The 25,542-nt window shown below is 49.7% G+C and carries 27 protein-coding genes and 1 pseudogene; 12 read left to right on the forward strand and 16 right to left on the reverse strand.

Features of this window, described 5'->3' with window-relative positions; genetic code table 11:
* Nucleotides 1-14: 14 nt before the first annotated feature.
* Nucleotides 15-1,082, forward strand: a complete 1,068-nt coding sequence (locus QVC96_RS05220) for a transposase (RefSeq protein ID WP_287690120.1) — start codon at nucleotides 15-17, stop codon at nucleotides 1,080-1,082.
* A gap of 29 nt (nucleotides 1,083-1,111) precedes the next feature.
* A complete protein-coding gene (locus tag QVC96_RS05225) occupies nucleotides 1,112-1,426 on the forward strand; it encodes a hypothetical protein (RefSeq protein WP_287690121.1) in 315 nt (104 codons plus the stop codon).
* 1 nt (nucleotide 1,427) lies between these two features.
* Here the strand turns inward: QVC96_RS05225 and QVC96_RS05230 are convergent, their stop codons facing one another.
* From QVC96_RS05230 to QVC96_RS05255, 6 genes and pseudogenes are all read right to left on the reverse strand, one after another.
* Nucleotides 1,428-1,862 (reverse strand): alanyl-tRNA editing protein, encoded by a 435-nt coding sequence (locus QVC96_RS05230; RefSeq protein ID WP_238026976.1) that lies wholly within the window; start codon nucleotides 1,860-1,862, stop codon nucleotides 1,428-1,430.
* Between the two features lies 1 nt (nucleotide 1,863).
* Nucleotides 1,864-3,558 carry an acyl--CoA ligase gene (locus QVC96_RS05235; RefSeq protein WP_287690122.1) on the reverse strand — a complete coding sequence of 565 codons (1,695 nt, stop codon included), beginning with the start codon at nucleotides 3,556-3,558 and terminating at the stop codon, nucleotides 1,864-1,866.
* A 32-nt stretch (nucleotides 3,559-3,590) separates the two neighbouring features.
* Nucleotides 3,591-5,162 (reverse strand): PQQ-binding-like beta-propeller repeat protein, encoded by a 1,572-nt coding sequence (locus QVC96_RS05240; RefSeq protein WP_287690123.1) that lies wholly within the window; start codon nucleotides 5,160-5,162, stop codon nucleotides 3,591-3,593.
* Between the two features lie 92 nt (nucleotides 5,163-5,254).
* A pseudogene (locus tag QVC96_RS05245) lies at nucleotides 5,255-6,539 on the reverse strand (MFS transporter).
* 46 nt (nucleotides 6,540-6,585) lie between these two features.
* Nucleotides 6,586-7,821: an amino acid permease gene (locus tag QVC96_RS05250; RefSeq protein ID WP_287690125.1), complete on the reverse strand. Its 1,236-nt coding sequence runs from the start codon at nucleotides 7,819-7,821 to the stop codon at nucleotides 6,586-6,588.
* A 302-nt stretch (nucleotides 7,822-8,123) separates the two neighbouring features.
* A complete protein-coding gene (locus QVC96_RS05255; protein WP_287690126.1) occupies nucleotides 8,124-9,704 on the reverse strand; it encodes an APC family permease in 1,581 nt (526 codons plus the stop codon).
* A 66-nt stretch (nucleotides 9,705-9,770) separates the two neighbouring features.
* Between QVC96_RS05255 and QVC96_RS05260 the strand changes: the two genes are divergently transcribed.
* Nucleotides 9,771-10,157: a hypothetical protein gene (locus tag QVC96_RS05260; RefSeq protein WP_287690127.1), complete on the forward strand. Its 387-nt coding sequence runs from the start codon at nucleotides 9,771-9,773 to the stop codon at nucleotides 10,155-10,157.
* A gap of 112 nt (nucleotides 10,158-10,269) precedes the next feature.
* Here QVC96_RS05260 and QVC96_RS05265 read toward each other — a convergent pair whose 3' ends face one another.
* Both QVC96_RS05265 and QVC96_RS05270 read right to left on the reverse strand, forming a co-directional pair.
* The gene (locus QVC96_RS05265) at nucleotides 10,270-10,686 is read right to left on the reverse strand and encodes a type II toxin-antitoxin system VapC family toxin (protein WP_255776338.1); all 417 of its coding nucleotides are present in this window, start codon (nucleotides 10,684-10,686) and stop codon (nucleotides 10,270-10,272) included.
* Nucleotides 10,677-10,928, reverse strand: a complete 252-nt coding sequence (locus QVC96_RS05270) for a VapB-type antitoxin (RefSeq protein WP_238027459.1) — start codon at nucleotides 10,926-10,928, stop codon at nucleotides 10,677-10,679. Before QVC96_RS05270 ends, QVC96_RS05265 begins: the two co-directional genes overlap by 10 nt.
* A gap of 134 nt (nucleotides 10,929-11,062) precedes the next feature.
* Between QVC96_RS05270 and QVC96_RS05275 the strand changes: the two genes are divergently transcribed.
* Entirely contained in the window at nucleotides 11,063-11,353 is a 291-nt protein-coding gene (locus QVC96_RS05275; RefSeq protein ID WP_287690128.1) for a hypothetical protein, read from the forward strand.
* Here the strand turns inward: QVC96_RS05275 and QVC96_RS05280 are convergent.
* On the reverse strand, nucleotides 11,345-11,671 hold the full coding sequence (locus tag QVC96_RS05280; RefSeq protein WP_287690129.1) for a hypothetical protein: 327 nt from the start codon (nucleotides 11,669-11,671) through the stop codon (nucleotides 11,345-11,347). The genes QVC96_RS05275 and QVC96_RS05280 overlap by 9 nt on opposite strands.
* 117 nt (nucleotides 11,672-11,788) lie before the next feature.
* On the opposite strand from QVC96_RS05280, the gene QVC96_RS05285 reads away from it, so the two are divergent.
* The 3 genes from QVC96_RS05285 to QVC96_RS05295 are packed head-to-tail and all read left to right on the forward strand — an operon-like array spanning nucleotide 11,789 to nucleotide 15,736.
* Entirely contained in the window at nucleotides 11,789-13,420 is a 1,632-nt protein-coding gene (locus QVC96_RS05285) for an NAD(P)-binding protein (protein WP_287690130.1), read from the forward strand.
* A 51-nt stretch (nucleotides 13,421-13,471) separates the two neighbouring features.
* Nucleotides 13,472-14,605, forward strand: coding sequence for an MFS transporter (locus QVC96_RS05290; protein ID WP_287690131.1), 1,134 nt, complete (start codon nucleotides 13,472-13,474; stop codon nucleotides 14,603-14,605).
* A gap of 36 nt (nucleotides 14,606-14,641) precedes the next feature.
* Nucleotides 14,642-15,736, forward strand: coding sequence for an MFS transporter (locus QVC96_RS05295; protein WP_287690132.1), 1,095 nt, complete (start codon nucleotides 14,642-14,644; stop codon nucleotides 15,734-15,736).
* Here QVC96_RS05295 and QVC96_RS05300 read toward each other — a convergent pair.
* Nucleotides 15,711-16,364, reverse strand: a complete 654-nt coding sequence (locus tag QVC96_RS05300) for a DUF72 domain-containing protein (protein ID WP_287690133.1) — start codon at nucleotides 16,362-16,364, stop codon at nucleotides 15,711-15,713. The genes QVC96_RS05295 and QVC96_RS05300 overlap by 26 nt on opposite strands.
* A 202-nt stretch (nucleotides 16,365-16,566) precedes the next feature.
* Here QVC96_RS05300 and QVC96_RS05305 point away from each other — a divergent pair, with 202 nt between their 5' ends.
* Both QVC96_RS05305 and QVC96_RS05310 read left to right on the forward strand, forming a co-directional pair.
* Nucleotides 16,567-17,055: a helix-turn-helix domain-containing protein gene (locus QVC96_RS05305; RefSeq protein WP_238027283.1), complete on the forward strand. Its 489-nt coding sequence runs from the start codon at nucleotides 16,567-16,569 to the stop codon at nucleotides 17,053-17,055.
* Nucleotides 17,027-17,563, forward strand: coding sequence for an IS630 family transposase (locus tag QVC96_RS05310; RefSeq protein WP_287688834.1), 537 nt, complete (start codon nucleotides 17,027-17,029; stop codon nucleotides 17,561-17,563). Before QVC96_RS05305 ends, QVC96_RS05310 begins: the two co-directional genes overlap by 29 nt.
* Nucleotides 17,564-17,864: 301 nt before the next feature.
* Here the strand turns inward: QVC96_RS05310 and QVC96_RS05315 are convergent, their stop codons facing one another.
* Genes QVC96_RS05315 through QVC96_RS05330 form a run of 4 tightly spaced genes read right to left on the reverse strand, consistent with a single transcriptional unit; the run spans nucleotide 17,865 to nucleotide 20,106 of the window.
* Nucleotides 17,865-18,359, reverse strand: a complete 495-nt coding sequence (locus QVC96_RS05315) for an MFS transporter (protein ID WP_287690134.1) — start codon at nucleotides 18,357-18,359, stop codon at nucleotides 17,865-17,867.
* The gene (locus QVC96_RS05320; protein ID WP_287688834.1) at nucleotides 18,352-18,888 is read right to left on the reverse strand and encodes an IS630 family transposase; all 537 of its coding nucleotides are present in this window, start codon (nucleotides 18,886-18,888) and stop codon (nucleotides 18,352-18,354) included. The genes QVC96_RS05315 and QVC96_RS05320 overlap by 8 nt, the downstream gene beginning before the upstream one ends.
* Nucleotides 18,860-19,348 (reverse strand): helix-turn-helix domain-containing protein, encoded by a 489-nt coding sequence (locus tag QVC96_RS05325; RefSeq protein ID WP_238027283.1) that lies wholly within the window; start codon nucleotides 19,346-19,348, stop codon nucleotides 18,860-18,862. Before QVC96_RS05325 ends, QVC96_RS05320 begins: the two co-directional genes overlap by 29 nt.
* Nucleotides 19,349-19,383: 35 nt before the next feature.
* Complete coding sequence (locus QVC96_RS05330; protein WP_287690135.1) at nucleotides 19,384-20,106, reverse strand: MFS transporter; 723 nt, start codon at nucleotides 20,104-20,106, stop codon at nucleotides 19,384-19,386.
* Between the two features lie 396 nt (nucleotides 20,107-20,502).
* Between QVC96_RS05330 and QVC96_RS05335 the strand changes: the two genes are divergently transcribed.
* On the forward strand, nucleotides 20,503-21,720 hold the full coding sequence (locus tag QVC96_RS05335; protein WP_287690424.1) for an MFS transporter: 1,218 nt from the start codon (nucleotides 20,503-20,505) through the stop codon (nucleotides 21,718-21,720).
* Between the two features lie 46 nt (nucleotides 21,721-21,766).
* Entirely contained in the window at nucleotides 21,767-22,243 is a 477-nt protein-coding gene (locus QVC96_RS05340; RefSeq protein WP_287690136.1) for a hypothetical protein, read from the forward strand.
* Between the two features lie 3 nt (nucleotides 22,244-22,246).
* Here the strand turns inward: QVC96_RS05340 and QVC96_RS05345 are convergent, their stop codons facing one another.
* On the reverse strand, nucleotides 22,247-22,888 hold the full coding sequence (locus tag QVC96_RS05345) for a sulfurtransferase TusA family protein (protein WP_238026190.1): 642 nt from the start codon (nucleotides 22,886-22,888) through the stop codon (nucleotides 22,247-22,249).
* 217 nt (nucleotides 22,889-23,105) lie between these two features.
* The gene (locus QVC96_RS05350; protein ID WP_287690137.1) at nucleotides 23,106-24,887 is read right to left on the reverse strand and encodes a molybdopterin-dependent oxidoreductase; all 1,782 of its coding nucleotides are present in this window, start codon (nucleotides 24,885-24,887) and stop codon (nucleotides 23,106-23,108) included.
* A 51-nt stretch (nucleotides 24,888-24,938) separates the two neighbouring features.
* Between QVC96_RS05350 and QVC96_RS05355 the strand changes: the two genes are divergently transcribed.
* A complete protein-coding gene (locus QVC96_RS05355; RefSeq protein WP_238026192.1) occupies nucleotides 24,939-25,532 on the forward strand; it encodes a 2-keto-4-pentenoate hydratase in 594 nt (197 codons plus the stop codon).
* Nucleotides 25,533-25,542: the final 10 nt, after the last annotated feature.

Below are 25,542 nucleotides of genomic sequence, written 5' to 3' on the forward strand. Positions count from 1 at the left end.
ACGAGTTTTGAATAATGAGAAGGGGTAAGTGGCTGAGGAAACTGAAGGAGGCGCTAAGGTGGAGGAGGGATTACCTGAACGCGCTGAGGGATGCGCTAAGGAAGTTCAGGGCTGACGTTGTGAGGAAGCTGCTTTTGGCTGTGATCTCGGAGAGGGGAAGCCTAGCGAGTATGGCCGAGGCCCTGGGCTTCGACTACGAGAGCGTGCTGGGCAAGCTTGACGAGCTGGCTGACGTTGACCTGCTCCCACCTGTGAAGCTCCTGGTTGGAGGTCACCCCGTGCAGGTGGCGGTGGACGATACCTTCGACGAGAAGGCCTACGCCAGGGCCATGCCCGTGTCCAGGAACCTGGCCATGTTCTTCTACTCCAGGGTGAAGGGGACCTTCATCCCCGCGATCCAGCTCCTGGTGGTCACGGTGAGGGACCTGGTAACGGGCGAGGTGTACCTGGTCCACATAGACGCATACGTGGCCAGGAAGGTGGCAGAGCTTGCCAAGGCCGTGGGACAGGACCTGAACTTCTCCACCAAGGTGGACATGACCCTCCAGGTCCTTGACAGGTTGAGGAGGGAGCTCAACGTCCAGGTCATAACCTTCGACTCCTGGTACGTGAACGGGAGGACCCTCCTCTCAGACGTGGTGTCCTCCCTCAAGTCCAGCGCACGGGTCGTCGAGGGTGACAGGTCCGTGCCCGTTGGACTCCTCCCCGAGGGAGAGCACCACGTCACGTACCTGGGAGTCCCCGTGAAGTTAGTTGTACTGGACTATAAGGGTTACGGCAGGAGATACCTCTTCTCCACCGACCTCTCCATGTCCCCTGAGGAGATACTCACCGCATGGGAGAACAGGTGGGACGTGGAGGTGGTGATAAGGGAACTGAAGGCTCTGGGCCTGGAGAATGGTTCGTTCAGGACGTGGAGTAAGAACCTTGGTTACGTCAAGCTCATCTCGATCACGTTGAACTTCCTCCTCTCCCTGAGATACGTCCTTGGGGAGAGCCTGGGAGTCGTACGGCTCTCCCGCCTGCTTAAAACTCTTTACCTCGAGGTTGGTGATGTCAAGAAACTGTTCAGTCTAAGGTAAGTTCCGAAAAGTGCTATCTGGAGATCGGAATGTACCTGACCAAGTACCCTCACACTCAATCATACTGGGTTTACGTATCTGACTCTCTAGATGTTAATTTGAAGATGACCTTGGATTACGATGACTATCTCTGGAGTAAATGGTCCAAGAATCTCAACGTTAAGGGTAGATCCCTTGTAATCAACATGGTACCTCCTGATTACAAGCTACCTAATCTAGACCTCTCCAGGTTTAACGTGGTGATTCAGATCCCCTTCATGGAGGAGCTATTCGAGTACTCTGGCAGGATTGAGGAACTTCCTGTAGTGAGCTCCCTGAGCCCTATCCTTCCCTTCCTGGGCTAAGTCATGTGACGTCAAATGCAACCTCGAGCAATCTCTTACTTTGCCTGAATCTCCAGTAATCCTGACGGATTGTACCAATTTCCCTGGTTGTTGGGGTATGGTCCTTGGCACAGGCGTTAATGTTCCAACCTGGTATCTTCACGATCACCAGTTCCCTGACCTCAGGCGGGACGGGAAAGTAGTCGTATATGTCATTTCCGTAAATCCTTTCAGCCTCCCCCCTGGGGACAACCTCCCTCAGGATGGGTAGGCCCTCATTCACGATGCGATTAGCCTCCCTGAAAACGTTATCCATCTCCTGGTCTGTCGGTTTCCTTTCGAGGATGACCGTTATTCTCCCGTGATTTTCCTTCACGTACGTGGAGTAGGTTATCTTGGTGTTAAGCACGCTCTGGAGGGCTCCCTTCACCACATGAAGACCAGTGTGGGTTCTCACCTCAGAAGGTAAATTCGTTCTGTCCCACCTCTCCCTTCTTCCTCTTCTCCTCCTCCCTCTTTCTTAGCTCAACCCTCCTGATCTTACCGCTGATTGTCTTGGGAAGTTCATCCACGAACTCGATTATCCTGGGCACCTTATAGGGCGAGAGAAGAGTTTTAACCTTCTCCCTTATCTCCTCGGCAAGCTCCTTGCTGGGGTTATATCCTTTCTTCAACACTATGAAAGCCTTAACCAATTGCCACCTGACGGGATCTGGAACGCCTACCACTGCAGCCTCAGCCACCGCGGGATGTTCCAGGAGCGCACTTTCTACCTCAAATGGTCCCACCCTGTAGTCTGACGTTTTTATAACGTCATCTCCCCTTCCCACAAAGTAGAAGTATCCCTCCTCGTCAAAGTACGCCTTATCCCCCGTGTAGTAGTATCCCTCCCTGAACGATTCCATGTTCTTCCTTTCATCGCTATACCCCAGGAAGAGACCTATGGGTCGAGGGGTGAGCCTCACAGTAATGTGGCCCACTTCGTATGGTCTTGTGATCTCCTTTCCCTCATCGTCGAGGAGCCTCACGTCGTAGAGAGGATGCGGTTTACCCATGGAGCCAGGCTTCACCTTAAGGAAGGGGAAGTTACCTATCATCGCGGTGGTCTCCGTCTGACCGTAGAAGTCACGTATGGTGAGGTTGAACTTATCCTTCCAGGTCTTTATCACTTCTGGGTTCAGAGGTTCTCCTGCACTCACCACAGACCTCAATCTCTCGAACTTGAACTGGTTAAGGTCGAGGGTTATGAACTGTCTCCAGGCTGTGGGAGGCGCGCAGAAACTGGTCACTCCCATCTCCTCAACCTCCTCCAGGTATCTCTTGGAGTCCAGCTTCCCCTCGTAATTAATTGCGGCAATTGTTGCACCGACCAGGAGAGGAGAGAAGAATGAGCTCCAGGCGAACTTCGCCCATCCAGTGGCGCTGAGGTTCAGGTGAAGATCGTTTTCCCTGACCCCTATTATGGAGGCTGTGGTGACGGAGCCCACTGGGTAAGAAACCGCAGTATGAATTACCCTCTTGGGCATTCCCGTTGTTCCCGAGGTGAAGTAGTTTATAATCACGTCCTCTCCCCTTGTGTCCTCAGCCTCAGCATTACCAGACTCCTCCTCAAGAGAATTCCACGTTTCCCTCTTTCCATCAATCAGGAACTTCTCGGTCTTAAGGGAGCCCAGCGCCTCCTCTACCACGTGAGCCCTTAAGGAGTCCGCGATCACAGCGTTGGGTTTAAGGTCTGAGAACCTGTACTTCAACTCCGCGACAGTTAAGTTGGTCGCGCTGGGAACCATCACGAATCCCCCCTTAATTACCGCAAGGAACACGGCCCAGTGCATGGGGTGGATCTTGGTCATGAGATACACCACGTCCCCCTTCTTGAGGCCATGTTTCCTCAGAGTATTGAGCACCCTATTGGACATGAATGAAAGTTCGTGGTAACTGATCTTAGCCTCCTCTCCTGTGTTCATGTCCCTCCATACTAGCGCAGTCTTTCCACCCCTCTCCTTCACGTGAATTTCCTCAAAGACGTCCCTGACCCAGTTGAACTTCCTTAGGTTCAACTGGCCCATCATTCCTGCTATATCCTTGAGTGACTCCTCACCGGGAGAATTCTCGTACTCAATGAATTTCCTGAAAAACTCACGAACAGTTACCATGTATATATCTATCCAAAAAGACATTATTAATTTTAAGAGGAGGGTAGAGCCACGGAAAGATCATCCTCATAGATCTTTAGGATGGATGTGGTGTTGTGTATCACGTAATATAAGGGTATTGCCTCCACGTACCCAAATCCGCCGTCCACTATTATCGTATTGCCCACCACCAGTGGAGTGTCTATGACTAGGTCCTGCCCTGTGGGATACAGGTTCACCACTTTCCCTGTACTTGCATTTATCACCTGGATGTACTCGAAATCAGGGTTCAGAATGTATCCGTCCACGTATGTGGGTCCAATGAGACCTGGCGCGCCCCTAACCAATGGGTCTTCCCAGATAACCGCACCGTTACTCAGGTTTAGCGCTAGGATTTTCCCATCCTTACGGTCATTGATGTAAATATGTCCGTTCACAACGGCAGGGCTCTCCCCATTGTTAGCCCCTGTGGGAAGCACGTAACCTGACACGTTCCTGATCCAGATGATTTGACCGTTGGTTCCATTCAGGGTTATTACTATTTCCCTAGCCAAGGTTTCGTTGAAGAGCGGACCGTGATGAAGCGGGTAGCCCGATATGAACCCGTCCACTACGTAATCCCCTGAAACGGCCATCACAGCGTCGCCGGGGCCAGAGTCGTAAGTGAAGGGTAATTTAGTAACCCATGCTATCTTCCCGGAGGTATATATCCCAACAAGTGAAGATACGTTTTGAGGATAGGCTGAGGAGAAACCGGCAACCAGTATGGTTCCGTTGGGCGCATTGACGTAATCTAGACTGGCCATATTTGCAGTGCCAAACGGGCCAGTTCTCCATATTAGTGATCCCGTCTCCGCGTTAACTGCGTAAATATAGCCGTTGCCGTCATCGAAGTAGATGGTGTCGTTAAGGATAACAGGAGTTGGCATTACCTGCGACTTGGTCTGGAAGAACCACACTGGCTTGCCCGTGGAGGCATTGAGAGCCATAAGCCCTGATAGGCCAGTGAATTCTCCCCTGTGTCCTCCACCGAAAGCGTTGAGCAGACCTTGGCCATAGGTGAAGAAGGCCCCTCCCAGCCCCACGTATACTAGACCGTGATAGATCAGAGGCTGGGACATGAGCGTATCGGGTAACATGGCCACAAACACGGACTTGCCCGTGATGGCATTTATGGCATAAAGTACCCCATCTGAGGCGGAGACATACACTATCCCGTTGGCGTAGGATGGAGGAACTGCATCTCCCATCATTTGCACGTATCCTTCCCTGAATTCGGGAGTGAAAGTCTTGATCAACTTAAGCCAGCCGGTGATGTTGTTAAAGCTGAAGGCCGGCATGATTTGCTGATAGACCCAGCTGGTATTGAGGTCTCCATGGACATAGGGTACTCTGTTCTGCGAGTTATCAAAAAGCGTCCAGGATCCCTCTGTCAGGTTAGGTAAATTTTGCGGGAAGTAATAAACGCACACGGGAAAACCGTCAACCTGATACAGGTTCATCTGATAACTTGGGGACGGTCTCACCACCTTCACTGACGTGTGAGTCGTCTCCGAGAATGCATATCCGATACCAACTCCAACGAGGAGAGCGAGAACTATCCCAATTAAAATCTTGTATTCCATGAAACAAACAGGAATCTTACAACTATAAAAAGTTTCACTTTTATTTTCTAAAAATTCTCTTTAACTTTTAAAATCTTCCACCTGATTTGTTTTCATCTACTCTTCTTAACGAGCAATACCACCAGACCCGCCAGAATGTCGAATAGGGCAAGGGAGTAAACTCCTGCCGTGAACACTCCTGTCAAGCTCTCTAGGAAACCAACAATGATGGGTCCAGCTATCCCTCCTAGATTGCCCAGAGCGTTAATAAGGCCAATGGATGCTGCCGCAGATTCCTCACTTAGAAATTCTGTGGGAATTGTCCAGAAGACAGGAATGAAACTGTAAATCCCAATTGCAGATGTCACGAAGAAGATGAATGAGACCACAGGTTCCTTCAGGGTGAAGGCACTCAACGATAGGCCTATACCAGCAACAAGAAATATGGCCAGCGCCAGGAGCTTTCTAACTCCCGCAGTATCCGAATACCTTGAGATGAAGATGAGGGATATGGATGCCACGAGGTAGGGAATCACTGTGAGGTAGCTGGCCGTAGATGCGGAGACTCCAAAGCTCTTTATAATGGAGGGCAACCAGATGGTGTAACCGTAAAGGGACGTGACTCCAAGGAAATAGATTAAAACGAGGAGCACCACGTCCCTATCTCCAAGAGCCCTCTTCCAAGAGCCGTGAGATACTATCCTCTTTTTCTCATCCTTCTCAGCCTTCATCTTGTTCAGGAGTTCCTCCTTCTCCCCCTCGCTTAACCACTTTGCATCCTTGGGAAAGTCCGTGAGGAAAAGCCAGATTATAACCACTGAAGCCAGGGCCAGTATACCCTCAGCAACAAATAGATATCTCCATCCAGGGTCGTCTCCAAATACCGAGAAGAATGAACCAGCTATGAGTCCCCCTATGATCCCTGACACTGGGATGGCAGCATTGAACAGGCTGTTGGCGAACCCCCTTTCATCTCTCAGGAACCAGACGCTCAGGTAGAAGATGACCCCCGCGTAAAAGGGCGCCTCTGCCAGTCCTAGAAGGAACCTCAGAAGGTAAACCTCAGGAACGTTCTGAACGAACCCCGTGAGAATTGTTATGATTCCCCAGGCTGTGAATGCCAGGGCAAACACTCTCCTGACTCCTATCCTGCTTATGCCCAGGTTTGAGAAGACCTGAGGGATAGCATAGGCCACAAAGAACAGACTCGAGGCAATGGAAGCTATGAGATCTGCACTGGTCTTGGGAACGCCTAGATCCCTGAACATTCCTGCAGAAATTGCGTAGGAGATGTTAACCCTATCCAAGAAATTTACTAGATAGAGATAAAAAAAGGATGGGCAACAACCTAACTATTCTCTTTGAAGAGGATATACTCCTCAATGGTTGATCGCTCATTAAGATAATATTTGCTAGGCAATATTATAAATCATGAGAACTAGAATTAATCTTCGCGGCCTCTGGTCTCCTTTAGTGCCTCATACGCGAGCATCCCCACGAAGAGGGTAATCACCCCAATCTCCAGGGACTGAATCCCTAGCGATACAAGGAAGACCGCGGACAATCCTGTGGACAATATCTGGAGAACTGGATAACCTGGAGATCTGAAGACCCCACGAAGTCCCCTATGTCTAGCGATCATCACTTCTAGCCCCGTCAGCATGTAGGAGAAGACAATCCCAAAGTTGCTGGCCAGAGCAATGCTTTCCACGTTTCCCAGGAAAAGGGAGAGCATCATAATTGCACCCACAAGGATAAGGGGATGTCTCACGGGGAGCTGAAAGTCCTTTGAGAGTTGATCCAGCGTTCTCTCACCCGCCACAATTATTGAGAGCGTGACGCTCACCGTAGCTATCAAGGCTGAGGCTCCAATCACGTAATATATGGCTGACGGAGCGTGTATACTGCTCAGTGCCAGGGAGAGGGGTGCAGAGGATAGCCCATAGTAGGTGTAGGGAACAGCATCCACCATGGCGAAGATTACGGATATGTAGACCAGTGAGGTAATTATTAAAGACCATACAATGGCCCTTGGAATTACCCTCTCACCGTTCTCGGTGGAGGGAGTGAGGGTAGCTATGGTGTTGAATCCCGAGTAGGCGAAGAACGCCAGGTTGGAGGCCACTAATAATCCTGTTATCCCATGGGGAAGAAATGGAGTGAAATTATGTGTCCTGAGTCCAGCGATGGCCAGAGTTGACGTCGTGAACACCAGAAGACCTAGGAGGTTAACCACGACCAGCGCAGTTTCCACGTTGGCCACAAGCCTTAATCCAAGGTAGTTGAGAAAAAGCAGAACGGCGATGAGCAGAACTGCCATGGGATAGTACAGAAAGGATGGAACGCCGAGCTGGGTCATATAACCTGAGAAGCCAAGAGCAGTGGCTGCCCCACTAATGGAGTAAGCTATAACCCTGAACCAGCCCACGAGGAAACCGCTCATCCCTCCCAGCGTCTTCAGGGTGAAGCTGTAAACCCCTCCCTCCACGTCAGTATAAATTGAGGATAATTCAGCGCTATTCAGGCCCACTGTCATGGCGTAGATCGCCGTTATGACGAAGGCTAGGATAGCCCCTGGTCCTGCGGAGGATATGGTGGTACCGGCCATAACGAATATTCCCGCCCCTATGATGTTACCCAATCCTATGAAGAGAGCCTGCCAGAAGCTAAGTTTCCTCATGGGCGAAAGTATTGTGACGATTAATTTAACTGTTGAGTCTGGGCATAGCGTCGTCAAACTTGCAAAAATTTGGTTTATGGCTCCGTAACTTTGCATTGAAACTTAAAACTAAGATATGCCAACACGACGAGACCCTGAGTCTGGGCATGTATTACTCGTATTAAATAATTTTGATCCTAAATCTAATACGCCACATCCCGGGATGAACCTATGGAAATTTGACAAATCTGTGGATATGGGGAAACCCCATTAGAAGATCGTGAACTGTCAAAAATCAACGTATATATGAGGTCAAGATCTGTTCATTCTGTACTGTTTTCAGTTCCCTTCTTCTCATGAATTTTTTCCTCTTCCACAATGTTCACGGTAATTCCCGCATTCTTGTAAGCGTTGGGGTTAGTCCTCTTTATCCTGAGGGTGTAAAATACTGAGAACAGCAGAAATGCTACCCCAACAATCACCGCTTGAGTGACGGGGAATACGGGGGGCCATATGGATTCGTAAAGGACGAAGGCAAAAACTCCGGTAGCAATGGCAGGCAAAACGTAGTGCATTATGGGGTGAAGAAGCTGATTTATCCCAACGTGTTTCTCCTTCAGTCTATAGAACATTACCATCACTGCAGTGTTATTTGCAAAGTGCGCTACGATGAATCCAACTAACGCAATTGTGGTGAGGAAATCAAACGCGTTTTCTAGAGCAGAGGAGACCTGCTGGGAAGTTGCGCTCAACGCGAGCATCTGGAGAGGCGAGACGCCAGATAGGAACCCTATTACGAACCCTGACAGTACTGCAACCAGACTGGAGGCAATGCCCACGAACAGGAGAGCCTTACTTGGAGTTATCCACTTCTCGTGAACGTAGGCGAAGAACCTGGGGAGAATCCCGTCCCTACCCATGGCGAAGTACACCCTACCGGCGTTGGATTGCATGGCCACGCTGTCGGAGAAGGCAGAGTTGAACGCAAATAGGGCAAGCATGAGACCACCCACTATCCCCATGAAATGGGCATACACAATTATTCCAGGTATACTGTTGTTGGCGAAACTGGTCATGTTATCAACTCCCCATCCCACGGTTAAGGCATAGCTCACCTCTGTTAGGACTATCCCCACTATGCTCACTCCTAACATCAGGGCCTTAGTTATCGCCTTACTGTTTTTGACCTCGTCGCCAAGAGGAGCGGAGCCTCCATACCCTATGAAACTGGTCAATCCGAATATCATTCCAAGGCCCAATCCTGCAATTGGACCTCCCAGAGGTGCGAACTGGGACCCGTACACCGAGTTCCATGCAAAGGGATTAAACACGTTCAGCGTATTATCTGGAGCTCTCAAGATGATATAAAGGGAGGTCACAGCAAGGAAGGCAATCTCGGTCATGGCGGCGTACCTGATGTACTTCATTTGGGGCCTTATTCCAACAATCGCAAGTCCAATGGGCACCAGAATGAAGCCCAAAATGAAGGGAATCCATATCCATCCTGGTAAGCTAATTCCAAAGAAGTAGTTCAGTACCCCTGGAAGTACTACACCTGCAACGTAAACTGGAATGGCCGCCGTGCTGGCTATCTGATACACGGGATACATCAACCCTGTCACTATTGCCCAGAAGGGACCCAGAGCTGTGGCCACGTATCCGTAATATCCCCCAGCGCTGGCATGTCTTTTAGATAGATGGTATAGAGTGTTCACCTCTATGAACATGGTAAGCATGGCCAGTAGAAAGGCAAAGGGTGTCAGCACGAAGGCAAATGCTGCAGCTGATGTGATGAAGGCCACGGTATCACAGGCCGGTGCCATCGCCGCTATCTCCTGAGCGACCGCCTCGAGCGTTCCAACAACACCTTTCTTTAATCTAGGAACTGCCTTTTGATTGGACATTTTAGGGTCAACCTAATATTAGGGTCAACCTAAAGTATATAAACTTTCCTTATGTTAATGAAGGTAATGGATGAAAATCCAGTGATAAGGAGAAATATGGAGGACCTGGGGAGTGAAAGGGTACAGATGGTGAAAATTTCTGATGGAATATTTACAAGTAGGAACCCATTTCAGGACGTCTTACTGGAGGATGGTGTCCTAGTTCATTGCATGAAGCATTGCATCAAGGGAGGTTGCGTGGTGTACGAGGTCAGGGTGAGAGAGCCCATCTCGGACTGTGAGCTGGTGAATCTTTCCCAGAAGGTTGAAATAGTTAGAGCCGTGGGTATTGCCAAGTCCTCAATCTCCTTGTACGCCATGAGGGAGATGTCCAAAAGGTTGGGTTACCTTAAGTTAGAGGACGCTGTTTCCAGAATTGTGCGTAAAATGAATGAGGGGATGCCCGAATGCTAGAATGAGTTTAGATTGAAGGTCCATACGCGATAATTCCCTTGACGTCCTAGGTATACGTCTGGATAAAGGACTGGTTCCCTTATGTAACTTGACGTTGCAGTTAGAGATGATGTCATTCAGTCCTGTACTCCCTTATGTGAAGCACGAAACCAAGGTCTCTCACTTTCCTGAGCAATTTCTCATCAGCAGTATAGACCTTTTGATCTAGGACCTTGCCGAGTGCAATATATGAGGCGTCGTACAGGGTTATTCCATATATTAACGAAAGGGACACGGCATCCCTGGTTATATCCTCAAGGTCATAGAGAGTAAGCTGAAAGTCTGCGAGGATCTTACCAATTTCTTCAAGCTCCTTTTTCCCTAACGCATACGTATATCTTAGTCCATTAAGTACCTCAAATGGGAGAATACAAGGGGCTGACAGGTCCTCCACTCCCTTCACATAGGCCTCCTTGAGGAGCAGGGACTCCTTACTGTATTCTTCGTTCGCGAACCACTTAATGACAACAGAGGCATCCACTACTGCCAATTTTTATCCCGCCACTCCCTCACTGTTTCCTCTGATCTCTTTCCCCCGTAATTAAGGAAGTACTCATAGGATTTAGCCGAGGCCTGCTCTATCCTCTTAACATCCTTTCTCCTCTTTCTTATACTCTCCTCCTCTATTACCTCCTCTATTTTCCTCCTTATTATCTCGCTCCAGTTAATGTAACTCAATTCGTCCATCTTTCTCTTGAGATCATCATCAACCCTGATTGTTATAGTTGGCATATGTAAGGATTGCCCACGTATATTAAAAGAATTACGCATAACCGGATAATGTACTTACTTGGCTATACAGGGACAGCCCAAACCTTGTGGAACGCTAGGATGAGTATTTTATTTCCCATGTAATCTACTTCCCCATGGACATCGTGGGTAAGGTTAAGAGAATGAGGGAGATCGGTGATGAATACGAGTCGCTTCTGAACGACGTTCTCAATGCCCTCTTCAAGGTAATTCCAAACTGCGTTGCCCTAAACATGGACGATTCCCTCATGCCCGTCTATGCCATCTCGGCATTGAAAACTCAGGGTCTTCTGGCCTTCCCCTATAACTGCGGAGGTAAACCCGGTTACGTGGTGATTAAGGAGGACGGAACTGTGGTATTTGAGGATATGGAAGGGCATACCCAGGAAATGGGAAGGCTAGCCTGACTGATATGCCTTCAGAAACTCCCTGTACTTCTCATATACTGAGGGATGTTTCTCCTTGATCCCCTCCAGGATCTCCTCCAATCCCTTCACAATATTTGTGGGATTCTCTATCTCGTTCTCTCCAAAGGGAGAGTCCAGATAGACCTTCCCGTCCCTCAACACAATCTGAACGTTTGAGACAACAGGTCCCGTGGCGACCTCATACGTGATCTCCTCTGCTATCCTCATCTCCTTATCCCGTAGATATACCATGACAGAGATCTGGTTGTAACAGAATTCGATCCCGCTCCTCTCCACATTTACGGACTTAACTCTCATACTTCACTTTCTGTTTTATAACTTAAAACTTTTTTTACTATTACTCTTCATTTACCTATTTTAACGAAGTTAGTGCTAATGATAATCTTAAAAATTTGTTAGAGTATAGCACACGTTATGAAACTTCTGGAACCATTCAATATAGGAGATGTGGAAGTCAGGAACAGGATTGTGATGTCACCAATGATCTCCAACCTCGGAACGCCTCAGGGTTATCCCAGTGACGAACACATTGCCTACCTATCTAGGAGGGCTATCTCGGCGGGGTTAATCATTACGGAATACACCTACGTGAACAGAAGAGACGCTAGAGGGTCTCCAAATCAACTGGGTCTCTACGACGACGAGCTCGTCCCCAAATTCTCCAGGTTAGTTGATGCAGTGCACGGAAGGGGATCCAAAATTTTCGTGCAACTTGTTCACGTGGGAAGGAAGACCAGAAAAAGTTTCATTTGGGGAAACGAGCCCATAGCCCCCTCTCCTATTCCCATCATGGATCCGGTCAAGGAGATGAGTGAAGATGACGTTAAAAGGGTCATAGAGGACTTCGCGAAGGCATCAGAGAGGGCGGAGAGGGCAGGATTCGATGGCATTGAACTCCACGGTGCCCACGGTTACTTGATTGCCCAGTTCCTCTCTCCCGCAACCAACAAGAGGACCGATAGGTACTCGGACGGTGTGGTTTTCCTGGAGGAGCTCATTAAAGAGGTGAGGAGTCGCGTCTCAATTCCGGTTGGGCTAAGGGTGAGCGTGACGGAATTCGACGATACTGGACTCACTCCTGAGATGGTTTCAAGAATAATCTCCCGTGTGGAGGACAGGCTCGACTACGTTCACCTATCGGCAGGGAGAGATGGACCCCTCGGCTCATCCATGCCGATGTACTGGAAGAGACCGGCCTTCGTGGAATACGCCAAGGAGATGAGAAGGCCCAGAATTCCGCTTCTGCTTGTGGGTTCGGTCATAACTCTGAGGGACGCCGAGGAGGTCCTTGAGGTTGCGGACGCCGTGGTCCTGGGAAGACAGCTCCTGGCTGACCCGGACTGGTTACCCAAGAGCCTCAAGGGAGAGCCAGTGAGATACTGTATTAGATGCAATCAGCAGTGCAGGGGGTTTGCGAGCAGGGAAGTTAGATGTGACGTCAATCCTGAACTTGGCTGGGAACTTCTTCCGCTCAAACCCGGCTCAGGGAGAGTAACAGTGGTGGGCGGTGGACTTACGGGACTGGAGGCTTCCAGGGTTCTGGCAAAGAGGGGATTCAAGGTCATCCTCCTGGAACAGGGGGACAAGCTGGGAGGTCAGCTTAACTGGATCATGGATCCCTGGAAGAGTGAGTTCCTGACCATTTTGGACTATTACGAGAAGGAGTTGAGGCGACTTAACGTTGAGATTCACCTTAACGAGAAGGGAAGCAAGGGCGATGGATTATGGGCAGTTCCAGACAAGACACAACCGCCCTTTAAGGAGGTTGAGGGTTCCGAGATCCTCATAGACTCAAACCTGTATGCCTATCAGGACTACGCCTTCAAGTGGGCCGAGAGAAACAAGGTCTACATCACGGAGAGGAGTCTCCATCACCTGGACAGGACTAGAAGGTACCTTCTAGAGAGGGCCTACGCCGAGAGGGGAATTTCGGTGGTCAAGGAGGGAAAAGGAAAGGTGGAGTTCAGGGAGTTCGTTAGACAGCAACCCACCATTGGGCAAGCCGTGTCCAGGGGATTCTTCATGGCATTAGATTACGAGCCGTGAGGATTAAAAAGATCTAGGAAAGCTTAAATAGTTTAAACTTTCTCTTCTCTTATGAACTGGAAACTGGTTATTCTATCACTGGGAATGTACCTGACCTTCTGGGACATTTTTAACGTTCCGTACATCATAAATTACGCTGGAACTCAGTTTCACGCTTCATCACTTCTTGCTAGCCTACCCCTCTCCGCTGAGATGATCGGTTACGCTATGGGTGGGGCCATGAACGGGCTCCTATCCAGTCTGCGTGGCAGGAAGCCAGGATTACTCCTCTCCATGGCACTTGTCTCAGCGGGGTCCCTGGTGGGCTTTATGGCTCAATCCTTCACGTGGCTGATTCCGGCGGAACTGTTAATAGGTCTGGGAATTGAGGGGGAACTGAGCGTGGTCCCTGCGTACATTTCTGAGACGGTTCAGGCTGAGAAGAGGGGGAGAGCCGTGGGTCTAGTCACGGCCTCAGGATTCCTCACAACCCTGATAGTAGGTCCCATTGCAGTTCTCCTGAACGGAGAATGGAGGTTCCTCTTCCTAGCCGGTCTGCTGGTGTCCCTTGTGGCCCTGGTAACCAGAGTGAGACTGCCGGAATCCAGGATGTGGAGCGAGAGGAGGGGAAGGCTCACCTTCGACTGGGGCATGGTTGTCATGACCATTGTATGGTTCCTCAGCTACTTCACAGGGTACGCACTGTTCGCCGATCCTGTGTTCCAGTTCATAGGCTCTCACGGTTTCTCCAATACTTCCCTCTACTTCACCTACATACTTTATGGGGATCCCCTGGGTGTAGTTTTGGCCACACTTCTAAATGACAGGTTTGAGAGGAAGTACAGCGTAGCCTTAGTCAACTTGCTGGCCGGAGCGGTGATTCTGGGATGGTTCCTCTCCAGTGGGGTGACTTTTCTAGCACTAGGCTTCGCTGAGATGTTCCTGCAAGGTTTCAAGTTCCCCATAATGTATACCTACACCTCTGAGATATTTGGAACTAGGATAAGGACGCTAGGTTACGGAATAGCGGATGGACTGGGACACCTCGGAGGGGCTGTGGGGCCAATACTTTTCGCCTCCAGTTACACGTTGAACCAGTTAGGTTCCTTCCTCATGCTGAGCGGTGTGGCTCTTCTGGCCGGGATGATTGTTCTAGCGTGGGGCGTCAGGACCACGGGCAAACCCCTGGAACAGATCAGAGGATGACTCGACTTTATTTTTTCAAGAAGTTATTCGTGGTAAATGAACCACGTAACGAAGCTGGCCTTCTCTGGTGGTATTAGATCACTCACGTCCTCCCTCATCTGGCCCTACATAGGCTTTGGCCTCTATAGGTACCTGGGGCTCTCCTTGGTTCAGGTGGGTCAGTTCTACTTAACCCAACTGGTGATCTCCTCCATCGCATACGTGATAGGGGGATACCTGACAGACTACCTGGGGAGGAGACTCGTGATGACCCTCGCCACATCACTCTCCTCCCTGGTGCTAACTCTCGCCTTCTTTCTTAACACTGCGGGCGTGGTGGGAATGGTCCTGCTCCAGTCAGGTTTCAGTAGTATCTATGCAGTGGCGAACATGGCCAGTGTAGGGGACATGGGCGGTAACTTCAAGCAACTTGTGAGGTCGTTCAGTGTAATACGTGTTGGAATTAACGCCGGGTGGGCAATAGGCCCAGCCATAGGTGGTGTTCTGCTGGGAGAGATTGGATTTAAGCCACTTCTCCTTCTGGGAGGAGTTCTTTCCGTGGTGGCAATCCCCTTCGTGTACTCCCTTCCCGACCATAAGGGGAGGGTGAAGTTCTTCTTTCCCAGCAGGAAGTTCACCCTGTTCCTGATCCCAACCCTGCTCACCTTCACGGTGATGGGCCAGCTGGGGTTTCCCCTGGTCACCTACTACAGCGGGCTCGGGATTGCTGTGTGGCAGGTTGGACTTCTCTATGCTGTGAATGGAGGACTCATTATATTCCTGCAGACTTGGATAGGGGAGAGGATTTCGGGCAATTACAGGAGGTGGATAGCTGTGGGAATGACAATTTACTCACTGAGTTACGGGATTGTATTCCTGGTCAACGATTTCTGGGAGGCCCTTCTTGATGTGGTGGGAATAACCATAGCGGAGATGATTGTTTCTCCCCTGTCGCAGTCCATCTCCACCTCCCTGGCCGAGGGCGAGGCCAGGGGAACCTACTCTGGCATATATGGCCTCGTTACCTCCATGGGAAGGACGCTTGGCTCATCCATGTCGGCATTCCTTCTCACCAGGGGAGGAGAGGTAGCGTGGCCTACAGTGGGAGGAATTGGACTAGCCTCTGCTATTCTGTACCTAGCATTGATTTGAATATCTCCAGAAGACGCTTCCCGTTCTCAAGCATCCATAGATCATTGTTGAAGAAGACATAGGCTTCCTCCGGGTTAATCTCCACCACCTTCCTGGCAATCTCTTCGAGCTCCTGGTCGGTGTAATTGTGAAAGTACCACTTTTCCCTTCCGTGCATTCTCAGATAAAACACCTTTCCAGGGAAGAGATAGGTTCCCATGGGGGAATCCACAGATGCGAGAGGTACAGGCGGAGGAGACTCAAACCAGGACCTATCCCTGAACTCGAACACAGCATTTGGCACTGCGCGCCACGTCTCCAGGATTCTCCCTTCATTCTCCTCACTCCTCTTGAAGCTGGGAGGTAACTGGAAGAGATAGAATCTGGGATCCAGATCGCGAAATAACTCCACAAACCCCTTGAGATCCACGTCCTTGAGCCTCTTAACGTGGGTGATTTCCCTGTGGACTTTTACCGACCATTTGAGATTGAATGTAGCCCATCCCTTCACTGTGGAGGTCCTAGGTAACCTGTAAAAGCTGGAGTTCAGCTCCACAGCTTGAAAAGGCGTGTTCTCGACGTACCACTCAAGCGATCTTCCCTTGTTCCATGGATAGGACCACCCAGAGGTTCCTACGTATATTTTCATGGGATAAGTTTGTGAGGGTTGATAAAAACCCTTCTCGAATGGGCACCACAATTCCCCTGGGAAGGAAAACGTATCGAGCAGAGAGCCACCCTGCCCTGGAGATGAAGCTTCCTGTTTCCTTGACAGGCATGTCTCAGGGGACGCCTTACCTCAACCGTAGTACTTAGGTAAAGTTTTTATCTTGGTATTACTAATATAGAATGTGGAGGAATTAGAGAAGGCTTACAGGGAGGAAAAGAATGCTAGGATAAGGCAGAGAATACTGGGGGTGAAGATGTACCTCGTGGACGGGTTCAGGGAGTACAGGGTGGCCGAGGTCCTCGGGGTTTCGTACTCAACGGTGAAGAAGTGGGTCGCGAAGTACAAGAGGGGAGGGGTCGGAGCGTTGAGGGATAGGCCAAGGTCGGGTAGGCCCAGGAAGTACTCCAGCGAGGAGGTGAAGAAGGTGCTGGAGACAAGTCCCAGGGAGCTGGGATACAACCTGGAGGGGTGGACCATGAGGGCGCTGAACGCTGAGCTGAGGAAGAGGGGGATAGTTTACAATAGGTATCACCTTTACAGGGTAGTGCACCAGCTGGGGTACGGTTTCGTGACGCCCAGGCCGGTGAACGCCAGGGCCGAGGTGGAGAAGCACCGCGATTTTAAAAAAAGTGAAGGAACTGATGGGACGCAGGATAGCGTTCTTCGATGAGACAAGGGTGGTGGTGGGCACCACGGTGAGGAGGTGCCTCGCCAGGAGGGGTTCCAGGCCCAGGATCAGGGTGAACCTGGGCTTCCAGCACTTCTACGTCTTCCTCGCCCTTGACGCCATTTCAAGGAAGGTGCTGTACACCCTCTACAACTCCCTCTCCAGCAAGAACATGAAGAGCTTCGTTTACAGGATGGAGAGGAAGTGGGGCAGGGAGACCAAGTACCTCGTCCTTGACAACCACTCCTCCCACAAGACGGGGGCTATCCTGGACCTGTTCAGGAGAAGGGGAGTGAGACCCGTTTTCACCCCAAAGTACTCGCCAGAGCTAAACCCTGTGGAGAGGATCTTCAAGGACCTGAAGTTCCACCTTGCGAACAGGTTCTTCAACAACGTGGAGGAGGCAAGGGAGGAGGTGAGGAGGTTCTTCGAGGAACATCACGATCAGTTTAATCTTGATGTGGTCCAATATCTGGATTTAGATGAAATAGAGGTAGAAAACAATGGATAAAAACTTCCACAAAGTACTACGGTACAATGGACAGCTTTGGTACCCCCTTAAGGGATTGGGAGGGGAGTTGAGGTCGCGATCGAGAAGGGGACGATAGGGTCGGCCATGTCTGAAAATGGTAGATGACGTCTTCCCCAGCATCAGTTACAGGTTTGGAAGCATACAATGTTACGACCTGCAATTATCATCAATGAACAGCCCTCAGCCAACGTTAGACAGTGATCTTCTGAAGTATTAGCGTCATATACACAAAAACACAAATTGTTAACAAGATTGGAATAGGCGGAGCTTGTCCAAAAACTTATACGTTCTTTGGAATGAGCGGGGTCAGCACAGTGGATACCACGGCTATTCCGAAAAGCACCAGAAACGAGAAGGTTAAATCATAGTTCATACCCAGTAGTGCTGTAACTAACGCAGTTCCTGCCGCTCCACCAACGGTATTCCCTACACCCCATACATAGGAGTTGGCCACAGTGAAGAAGTTCTTGGGGAAAACCTGCCCAACGTAACCGAGAAGTATGGGAAATGCAGTGAAGGCTGCAAACGTGAATAACGTGTAGGAAAAAAGTGACAGGTACAGATTCCTGGGATACACAAGGAAGATACCGAAGAAAACAAGACTTAACACGCTACTCAGGGCGAAGGTGGCCCTGCCCCCAAGTCTCTCTGTCAGCCATCCGAACACAGGCTGTCCAAACACTGAACCCAAGAAACCCACGGTAAGGAATATCCCGGTGAACTCCTTTGAAAGGTAAACCTGGTACACTAGTACTTTGTGGAAGTTTTTATCCATTGTTTTCTACCTCTATTTCATCTAAATCCAGATATTGGACCACATCAAGATTAAACTGATCGTGATGTTCCTCGAAGAACCTCCTCACCTCCTCCCTTGCCTCTTCCACGTTGTTGAAGAACCTGTTCGCAAGGTGGAACTTCAGGTCCTTGAAGATCCTCTCCACAGGGTTTAGCTCTGGCGAGTACTTTGGGGTGAAAACGGGTCTCACTCCCCTTCTCCTGAACAGGTCCAGGATAGCCCCCGTCTTGTGGGAGGAGTGGTTGTCAAGGACGAGGTACTTGGTCTCCCTGCCCCACTTCCTCTCCATCCTGTAAACGAAGCTCTTCATGTTCTTGCTGGAGAGGGAGTTGTAGAGGGTGTACAGCACCTTCCTTGAAATGGCGTCAAGGGCGAGGAAGACGTAGAAGTGCTGGAAGCCCAGGTTCACCCTGATCCTGGGCCTGGAACCCCTCCTGGCGAGGCACCTCCTCACCGTGGTGCCCACCACCACCCTTGTCTCATCGAAGAACGCTATCCTGCGTCCCATCAGTTCCTTCACTTTTTTTAAAATCGCGGTGCTTCTCCACCTCGGCCCTGGCGTTCACCGGCCTGGGCGTCACGAAACCGTACCCCAGCTGGTGCACTACCCTGTAAAGGTGATACCTATTGTAAACTATCCCCCTCTTCCTCAGCTCAGCGTTCAGCGCCCTCATGGTCCACCCCTCCAGGTTGTATCCCAGCTCCCTGGGACTTGTCTCCAGCACCTTCTTCACCTCCTCGCTGGAGTACTTCCTGGGCCTACCCGACCTTGGCCTATCCCTCAACGCTCCGACCCCTCCCCTCTTGTACTTCGCGACCCACTTCTTCACCGTTGAGTACGAAACCCCGAGGACCTCGGCCACCCTGTACTCCCTGAACCCGTCCACGAGGTACATCTTCACCCCCAGTATTCTCTGCCTTATCCTAGCATTCTTTTCCTCCCTGTAAGCCTTCTCTAATTCCTCCACATTCTATATTAGTAATACCAAGATAAAAACTTTACCTAAGTACTAACGAATTCCCCCAGAAAAGTGGTAGTTCCGCTAATGAACATGCTTCTCATGAAAACAAGCGCTCCCAGCACAATGAGGAACTTGTAGAACTTGCGATCCAATTTTTCCGTGGACTTTCTAACCAGGTTCACGCTTCCCCTTCTCACATCCATAAGGCCCACATATATGGCGAGGGTGACTAAAACCATGTAAAACGTGAAAACTCCAAGCCCGAGAACCTCACCCAAACCGAGGATAAGAAACGATATTACAGACGGCATAACAGCCCTGCCAAGGCTACCCATGGCACCGTTTATGCCAAGCGCTCTTCCAGAGCTTTTTCCAAATATCCTAGCGAGTATTGCTCCTCCTAGGGGATGATAGAAGGCCTGTCCTGAGCCAAGAAGGATGGCTCCCAGAGCAATCAGGGGAATGGCCAATCCTCTCTCTAGAAAGGATAGTGCGAACAGACCAGAGGCCAGAGCCTCCAGGAAGATCCCCAACGCTATAAACTCGGCGTCGGAGTCCCTCTTATCAGCCATATCCCCAATCAGCGGAGATAGTAAACCAGAGAGAAGCGTATAGACTATGGCCAATGCGCCAAGAAATACCACGCTTATCTTCTCCTCAGTGGTATAGTACACGATCAGGAGCGGAAATACCAGAAAAACTCCATCGTTTGAGAAGTGTGCCAGTGAAGTGAATACCAGTGCCCTAAAGCTCTTAGATTCCATAATAAGTATCAAAGATACCTAATAGGCTTAAAATCTTTTGTAAGAAAGATTGAATATTTATATTCTAGTATATATTTTCAATCTAAGATTGAGGATAAGGGAGATAACTCTGGAGCGCTCTTCATTGGTGGACGAATGTTACTCTCGAGAACCACAGCTGACCTAAATTCAAAAGCGTTTTGAACCAACTATTGAACGAGCTTACATGGTGGCAGTGCAGAGAGGTCGAAACGTTCTACATTTTGAATTAACTTTTTAATCATAATTTAGATCCTCTACGAGTGGAGAACGAGGAAGACCATTCAAGGGTTGAAATGTTTATACATGCTTTCAATTCTTACACAGCTAGTTACGCGGTGAGGTTGTGCGAACTTGATAAATAGATCGCTGAAGTGGATGTGGTCGGCACTGGTTTTCGGGATCTCCAGCGGTCCCCTTTCAACTCTCGTAACCCTGAACATAATTGATATGGGCGGAGGCCCCCTCATGGTGGCCTATGCCATCACCCTGTCAAACGTGGTGCTGATTCCTGCCTCAATGTTCTGGGGATTTCTTGCCGATAGGTTCGATAGAAGGAAGCTGATTCTTGCAGGTTTCGGTTTCTCCACCCTCTTTCTGGTCCTGGCATCCCAGAGCAACAGCATTCCTGAAGTTGACCTGAATTACGCGGGCTTCACGTTCTTTTCCACGGCATACAGCACTCCCATGAACCTGCTCATCATGGAGTCTGCAGAGAAGAAGAAGTGGGCGTCCAGCTTCTCCCTGCTCTCCATGTTATCTTCCATTGGAAATTTGGTTGGCCTCCTCCTGTCCACATTCCTAGTGTTAGTAATAAGAATTACGGAAATGTATGCAATTCTAGCGCTCTTCTCGGGCTCTGCCTTTGTGCTGGCTCTACTTTTCACTCCCAAATCCATGATGCTGGAAAGGACGTCCATGTTGCACAGTATTGAGTCTTTTGCGGTGAGGCTCAAGATGTTACCCCTGATTTTCCTGCATAAGCCCAGGTTGAGCCTTTTCAAGATGTTCAGTCTGAGTAGGCTCACAAAGAAGCCCATTAACTACGTACCCCTTCTCTACATCGCAATAACCATTTTCTACGTGTCAAGCGGGCTGTTCAACACCCTGTATCCAGCAAGCCTTTACAATGAGGGTATTGATAAGAGCCTGGTTCTGGGTATAATCACCGTGGGAATGCTTTTCCAGATACTGACCTTTCATTTCGTTGGTCATTACCTTGAGGACAGAGATGAGAGGGAAGCGTCCTTTAGGTCGTTACTGCTGAGGGGGACAGGTTACATAGTGATGGGTATCTCGTTGTTAACTCCCCTCACTGCGATTATTCTCGGGTTCATCTTTTATCCTCTCTCCGCTGGTGTGGCGTTCTCTCTCTTTTACGCTGCCTCCAACACACTCATTTTCAAGGTGGTTGGCGGAAGGAGACAGGGGACCACATTGGGCGTGTATAGTACCCTGGTTGGAGTGGCGCTCTTCTCGGGCTCACTCATCTCTGGTTTTCTCTCGAAGGCAGTAGGGTACACAGGAGACTTCATTGTAGCTGGAGCTCTGCTCTATCTCTCTGGGAGCATCTTCAGGTATCTGGAGGAGGGATGACGAATATGTGGGCAAAGAATTTAACTTGCCAGGAGATGGTGGAACGATGCAGATCCTTCTGGTGGTTGGGGTAGTAATTCTAGTGCTTGGGGCAGTTCTGGTGTTTGGCCTATATCCCTACCTTGACTCTCAGGCATCGCAGCAGATACTTAACGGGTTAAATTCCAATATGACGTCCAAAACTCTGGCCCCAAACGGGAGCATTTCCTTCCCCTTTAACGCGAATGGAAAGGCCATCTTTATCTTCTACTATAACTCAACGCCTTCTCCGCTTGAGGTGGAAGGTGTTCCGCAGAATGATTCTTCCGTGACGAGCTCAGGGATATACTATGTTATACCCAACGGTAGCGGTAACCTTCTCCTCGTGAATAACTGGAGTCAGTCCGCTTCCTTGAAGTATTCCTCCACATATTACTACGTGAAGGGAGGTGCACTCCTGGGAATATTCATCCTAGCTGGAATTCCAATGTTAATAATAGGTGCATTCATCACTATATTCGCACTGATTAGAAGAAAAAGATGAAAATCACGTGAGAACTCTGGGGAGGGTCTCCTTGGCCTTCTCTAAATGTTTTCTTATGGCCTTCTTGGCCTGACCGCTCAGCGGGCCTTTATACCACTCTGTTATGTCCAGCGTGATCTCGTTCCCAACCCTATTGGAAACAAATCTCCACCCGAAACTTATCCTAGTCATGGGCAGTTTCTGATAGGCAGTATAGTACACTATATCTCCTCTGGGAAGGGGGTTTAAGGTCACGTACAGTGGGGTTTCCCAGCTAATGAACCACTTCATGTGAAGAATATAACTTCCCGGGGCAACGTTATTCACTGCCTTGATTTGGGGAACGAAGGACATCAATATGGTGGGGTCTGAGAGCTTGTCTCTCAAGTTAACGGGTCCTAGGGTCAGACGTTCTGTATCGCTGACTCCCTCTATCTCGTCGATTTTTGCTGATCCTCTTTCCTTGTAAATGATGAACTTTACGTACTCACCCTCCCTCACGGTCTCATACCTCAGACCAAGCGACTTGCACAGGGAGGGTAATGTAACGTCTATGGCTGGCTCATGATCAGTGAGGACCACAAGCTTACCTGAAGGTATCTTCTGAAGTTCCTTTGCAGCTTTCATCTCTGGGATTGGGCACTCCTCTCCCCTTACGTCCAACACGAACTCCTGCGAGTTAGTTGATGATATGGAAATTCACCTCAGAATCTTCTATCATTATAGTAAAAGATCTTCTAGTTATTAAACTTATGTATTCTAAAAAGTCTCATATCGTTAAAAGGTATTACATCAAGATTATTATATTTAGTTTTAAGAAGGAAACATATCAGCTTATCCCGGAGGACTAGGGAGACGGGACAGAGGTAGATCACCAGTTATCCTAGGTAGAAGAATGGGACCTTCCCGTTATATCAGGCTCGAATCGAATAGGGGGATCTAGTATGATCCTGACCTCATCGTTTAGCCTGGGACCTCCGAACCTGTTCCTAGGTGGCTTAAGAACCGAGTTTATTGATTTTCCTTCACTAAGTAATGAGCTCTTATACACAAATAGGACGTTCTCTGGCAGGTCACCCTTCACTAGCTTTACCCTGATCCTTCCTCCTCTGCCCTCCAGGAAACCCTCTCCTTCATATTTCCCCGAGTAAATCACCGCCTCCCTTTTTCCGTAAACCTCAGTGAATTGGGAGTTGGTGTAATTGGGATGGGCCGAGAATACCAAGACCTCGCCCCTGGGTAGATCCAGCTCTTGCGGTGATGGAAAGGGGTCCACGTTCGCTCTCCCGGGGGAAGTCACGGGTTTCATCTTGACCATACCCTTTCTCTTCAACTCCTCAATCGTGATACCGGTTTTTCTGATGGCCACATTCACTGCATCCCATGGATCCTCCTCAAGGAGAGGATGGCTCAACTCCAGCTCTTTCGAAATCATTCTCATCAACTCCACCTCCGTAACACCTCGCTTGGGCCTGATGGGAGTATTGTAGACCAGATAGGGATGCCAATAACTATAGACCACGTCCTCCTTCTCCAAAAACGTGGCCCCTGGAATTACCACGTTAGCGACCTTAGCGGTTTCAGACCAGAAGGGATCGTGGACCACAAGGAAAAGTTTACCGCTCTCCACAGCTTCACGTATCCTGTCCCCTCCAGGGAGAGTGACCACAGGATTGGAGTTCCAGACAAAAAGAATCTTGAACCTGTCTAGATTGTACCCCACTTCTCCCATTCCGATGGTTTTGGGTTGAATCAGATGAGTTCCCCTGAGGTGCTGAAAGTCTATTCCCCACCCTCCGGAGTTAGAGTAATAGAAACCTCTCTTAATGCCGAGGACCGCAGGGAGGAGAGAGATCAATCCCGCTGAGTGGCCACCATTCCACGACCTCCCGATTGCGAAACCTATCACGGTTAGGGGGCGATAGTACGCATAGAGGTCAGCAAGCTCCCTCACCTGATCCTCCTCCAGGTTCACAGCGTTGAGCAGGTAATCCATATCAAAGAGATCAAGTCTCCTCCTGAGTAGTTCCAGATCCACAAGATCAGGTTTAGCGTATCCCTGCTCCAGGAAGATCTTCATTAGGGCAATAGCCAGATGGGCGTCGCTGCCCGGCCTTATCACATAGGCCTTCTCACTCCTTTTCGCAGTTTCACTCATCCTTACGTCGATTGTGATCTTGTACTTATCCTTGAACATCCTCCAGCCATGGATGAAGCTGAACACCGCCTCTGAGCCCCAGAAGGCTACGGAGGAGAATCCCTCCATGTCCTCTGGAAGAGCCCCCATACTTGTGCCGTAATGCGCCTTTATACCCTCATGACCCTCCAAACTGCAAATGGAGTAGTCCGTGCTGAATGCCCCTATCAGGTTCCACAGTCTGGCCGGGTAATACCACGTTAAAAGGCCTTGATTACCATCGTACTCCACGTGAAGTATTTCCTCAGGTTTCACCTCCCTCATCTTCCTGGCGATCAGGGAGATGGCCTGTCTCAAGTCAACCTGTTTGCCTTCAAGGTAGGCTGAGTCCACCCTGTTCATCTCGTTTCTCCTGAGGTCTGTCCTACCCCTGGAGCAGGTAAAACCGAAGGTTGGCTCGTCCTTCAACGGTTGATATTCCTCGTTAAACACGCATGTATCGTAGCAGTCCCTAGTGCACGCTATCATGCTTACCCATCTACAACATAGCTTTTAAACGTCATTTATGATCATTACCCCATGGATAAGGCGGAAATTCTCATGGAAGCCTACCTCTCCCGAAAGGAGATAGAACCCTTTGACCTGACGGAGGATGAGGCCAAGGCCGTGGGAGACAGGTTTGCTCAGATGTTGGTGGAAAAGGAGGGACTTGGAGGTTACAAGATAACCAAGTCAGGTCTGTGGGGAGTCCTGACCAAGAGGATGATCTCCAAGAGCGAGCTAGAGCTCTGGTTCAGGACCCATAAACTTGAGGTGGAGATAATTGCCTTGGTGGAGAACGGAAGGGTCTTGAAGACCTTTCTGGGACTTGAGGTTCCGGCAACCAGGTTCACCACGTGGGATCTACCTAAGCACTACATGATCGCAGATGACGCATTCGCTGGAAGGCTCTTCGTGGGAAAGGAGATCGAACCTCCATATGGCCATTTCAAGCTCTTCATCAACGGTGAGCTTGTGGGAGAAGGGGCACCGGCTTACAATCCGCACAATGTAGTGAGGCCGGATCAGAGTGGGTATGTATCTTGTGGTGCTTTCATAGGACCAGTGAAGATATCCAAGGGCGATCTTATCAGGGTAGAGGGAAAGAAGACAATCCAGGTTAGGGCAACGTGATCAGTTTACA

It is taken from the genome of Metallosphaera javensis (ex Sakai et al. 2022) (assembly GCA_021654415.1).
Classification (GTDB): domain Archaea; phylum Thermoproteota; class Thermoprotei_A; order Sulfolobales; family Sulfolobaceae; genus Metallosphaera; species Metallosphaera javensis.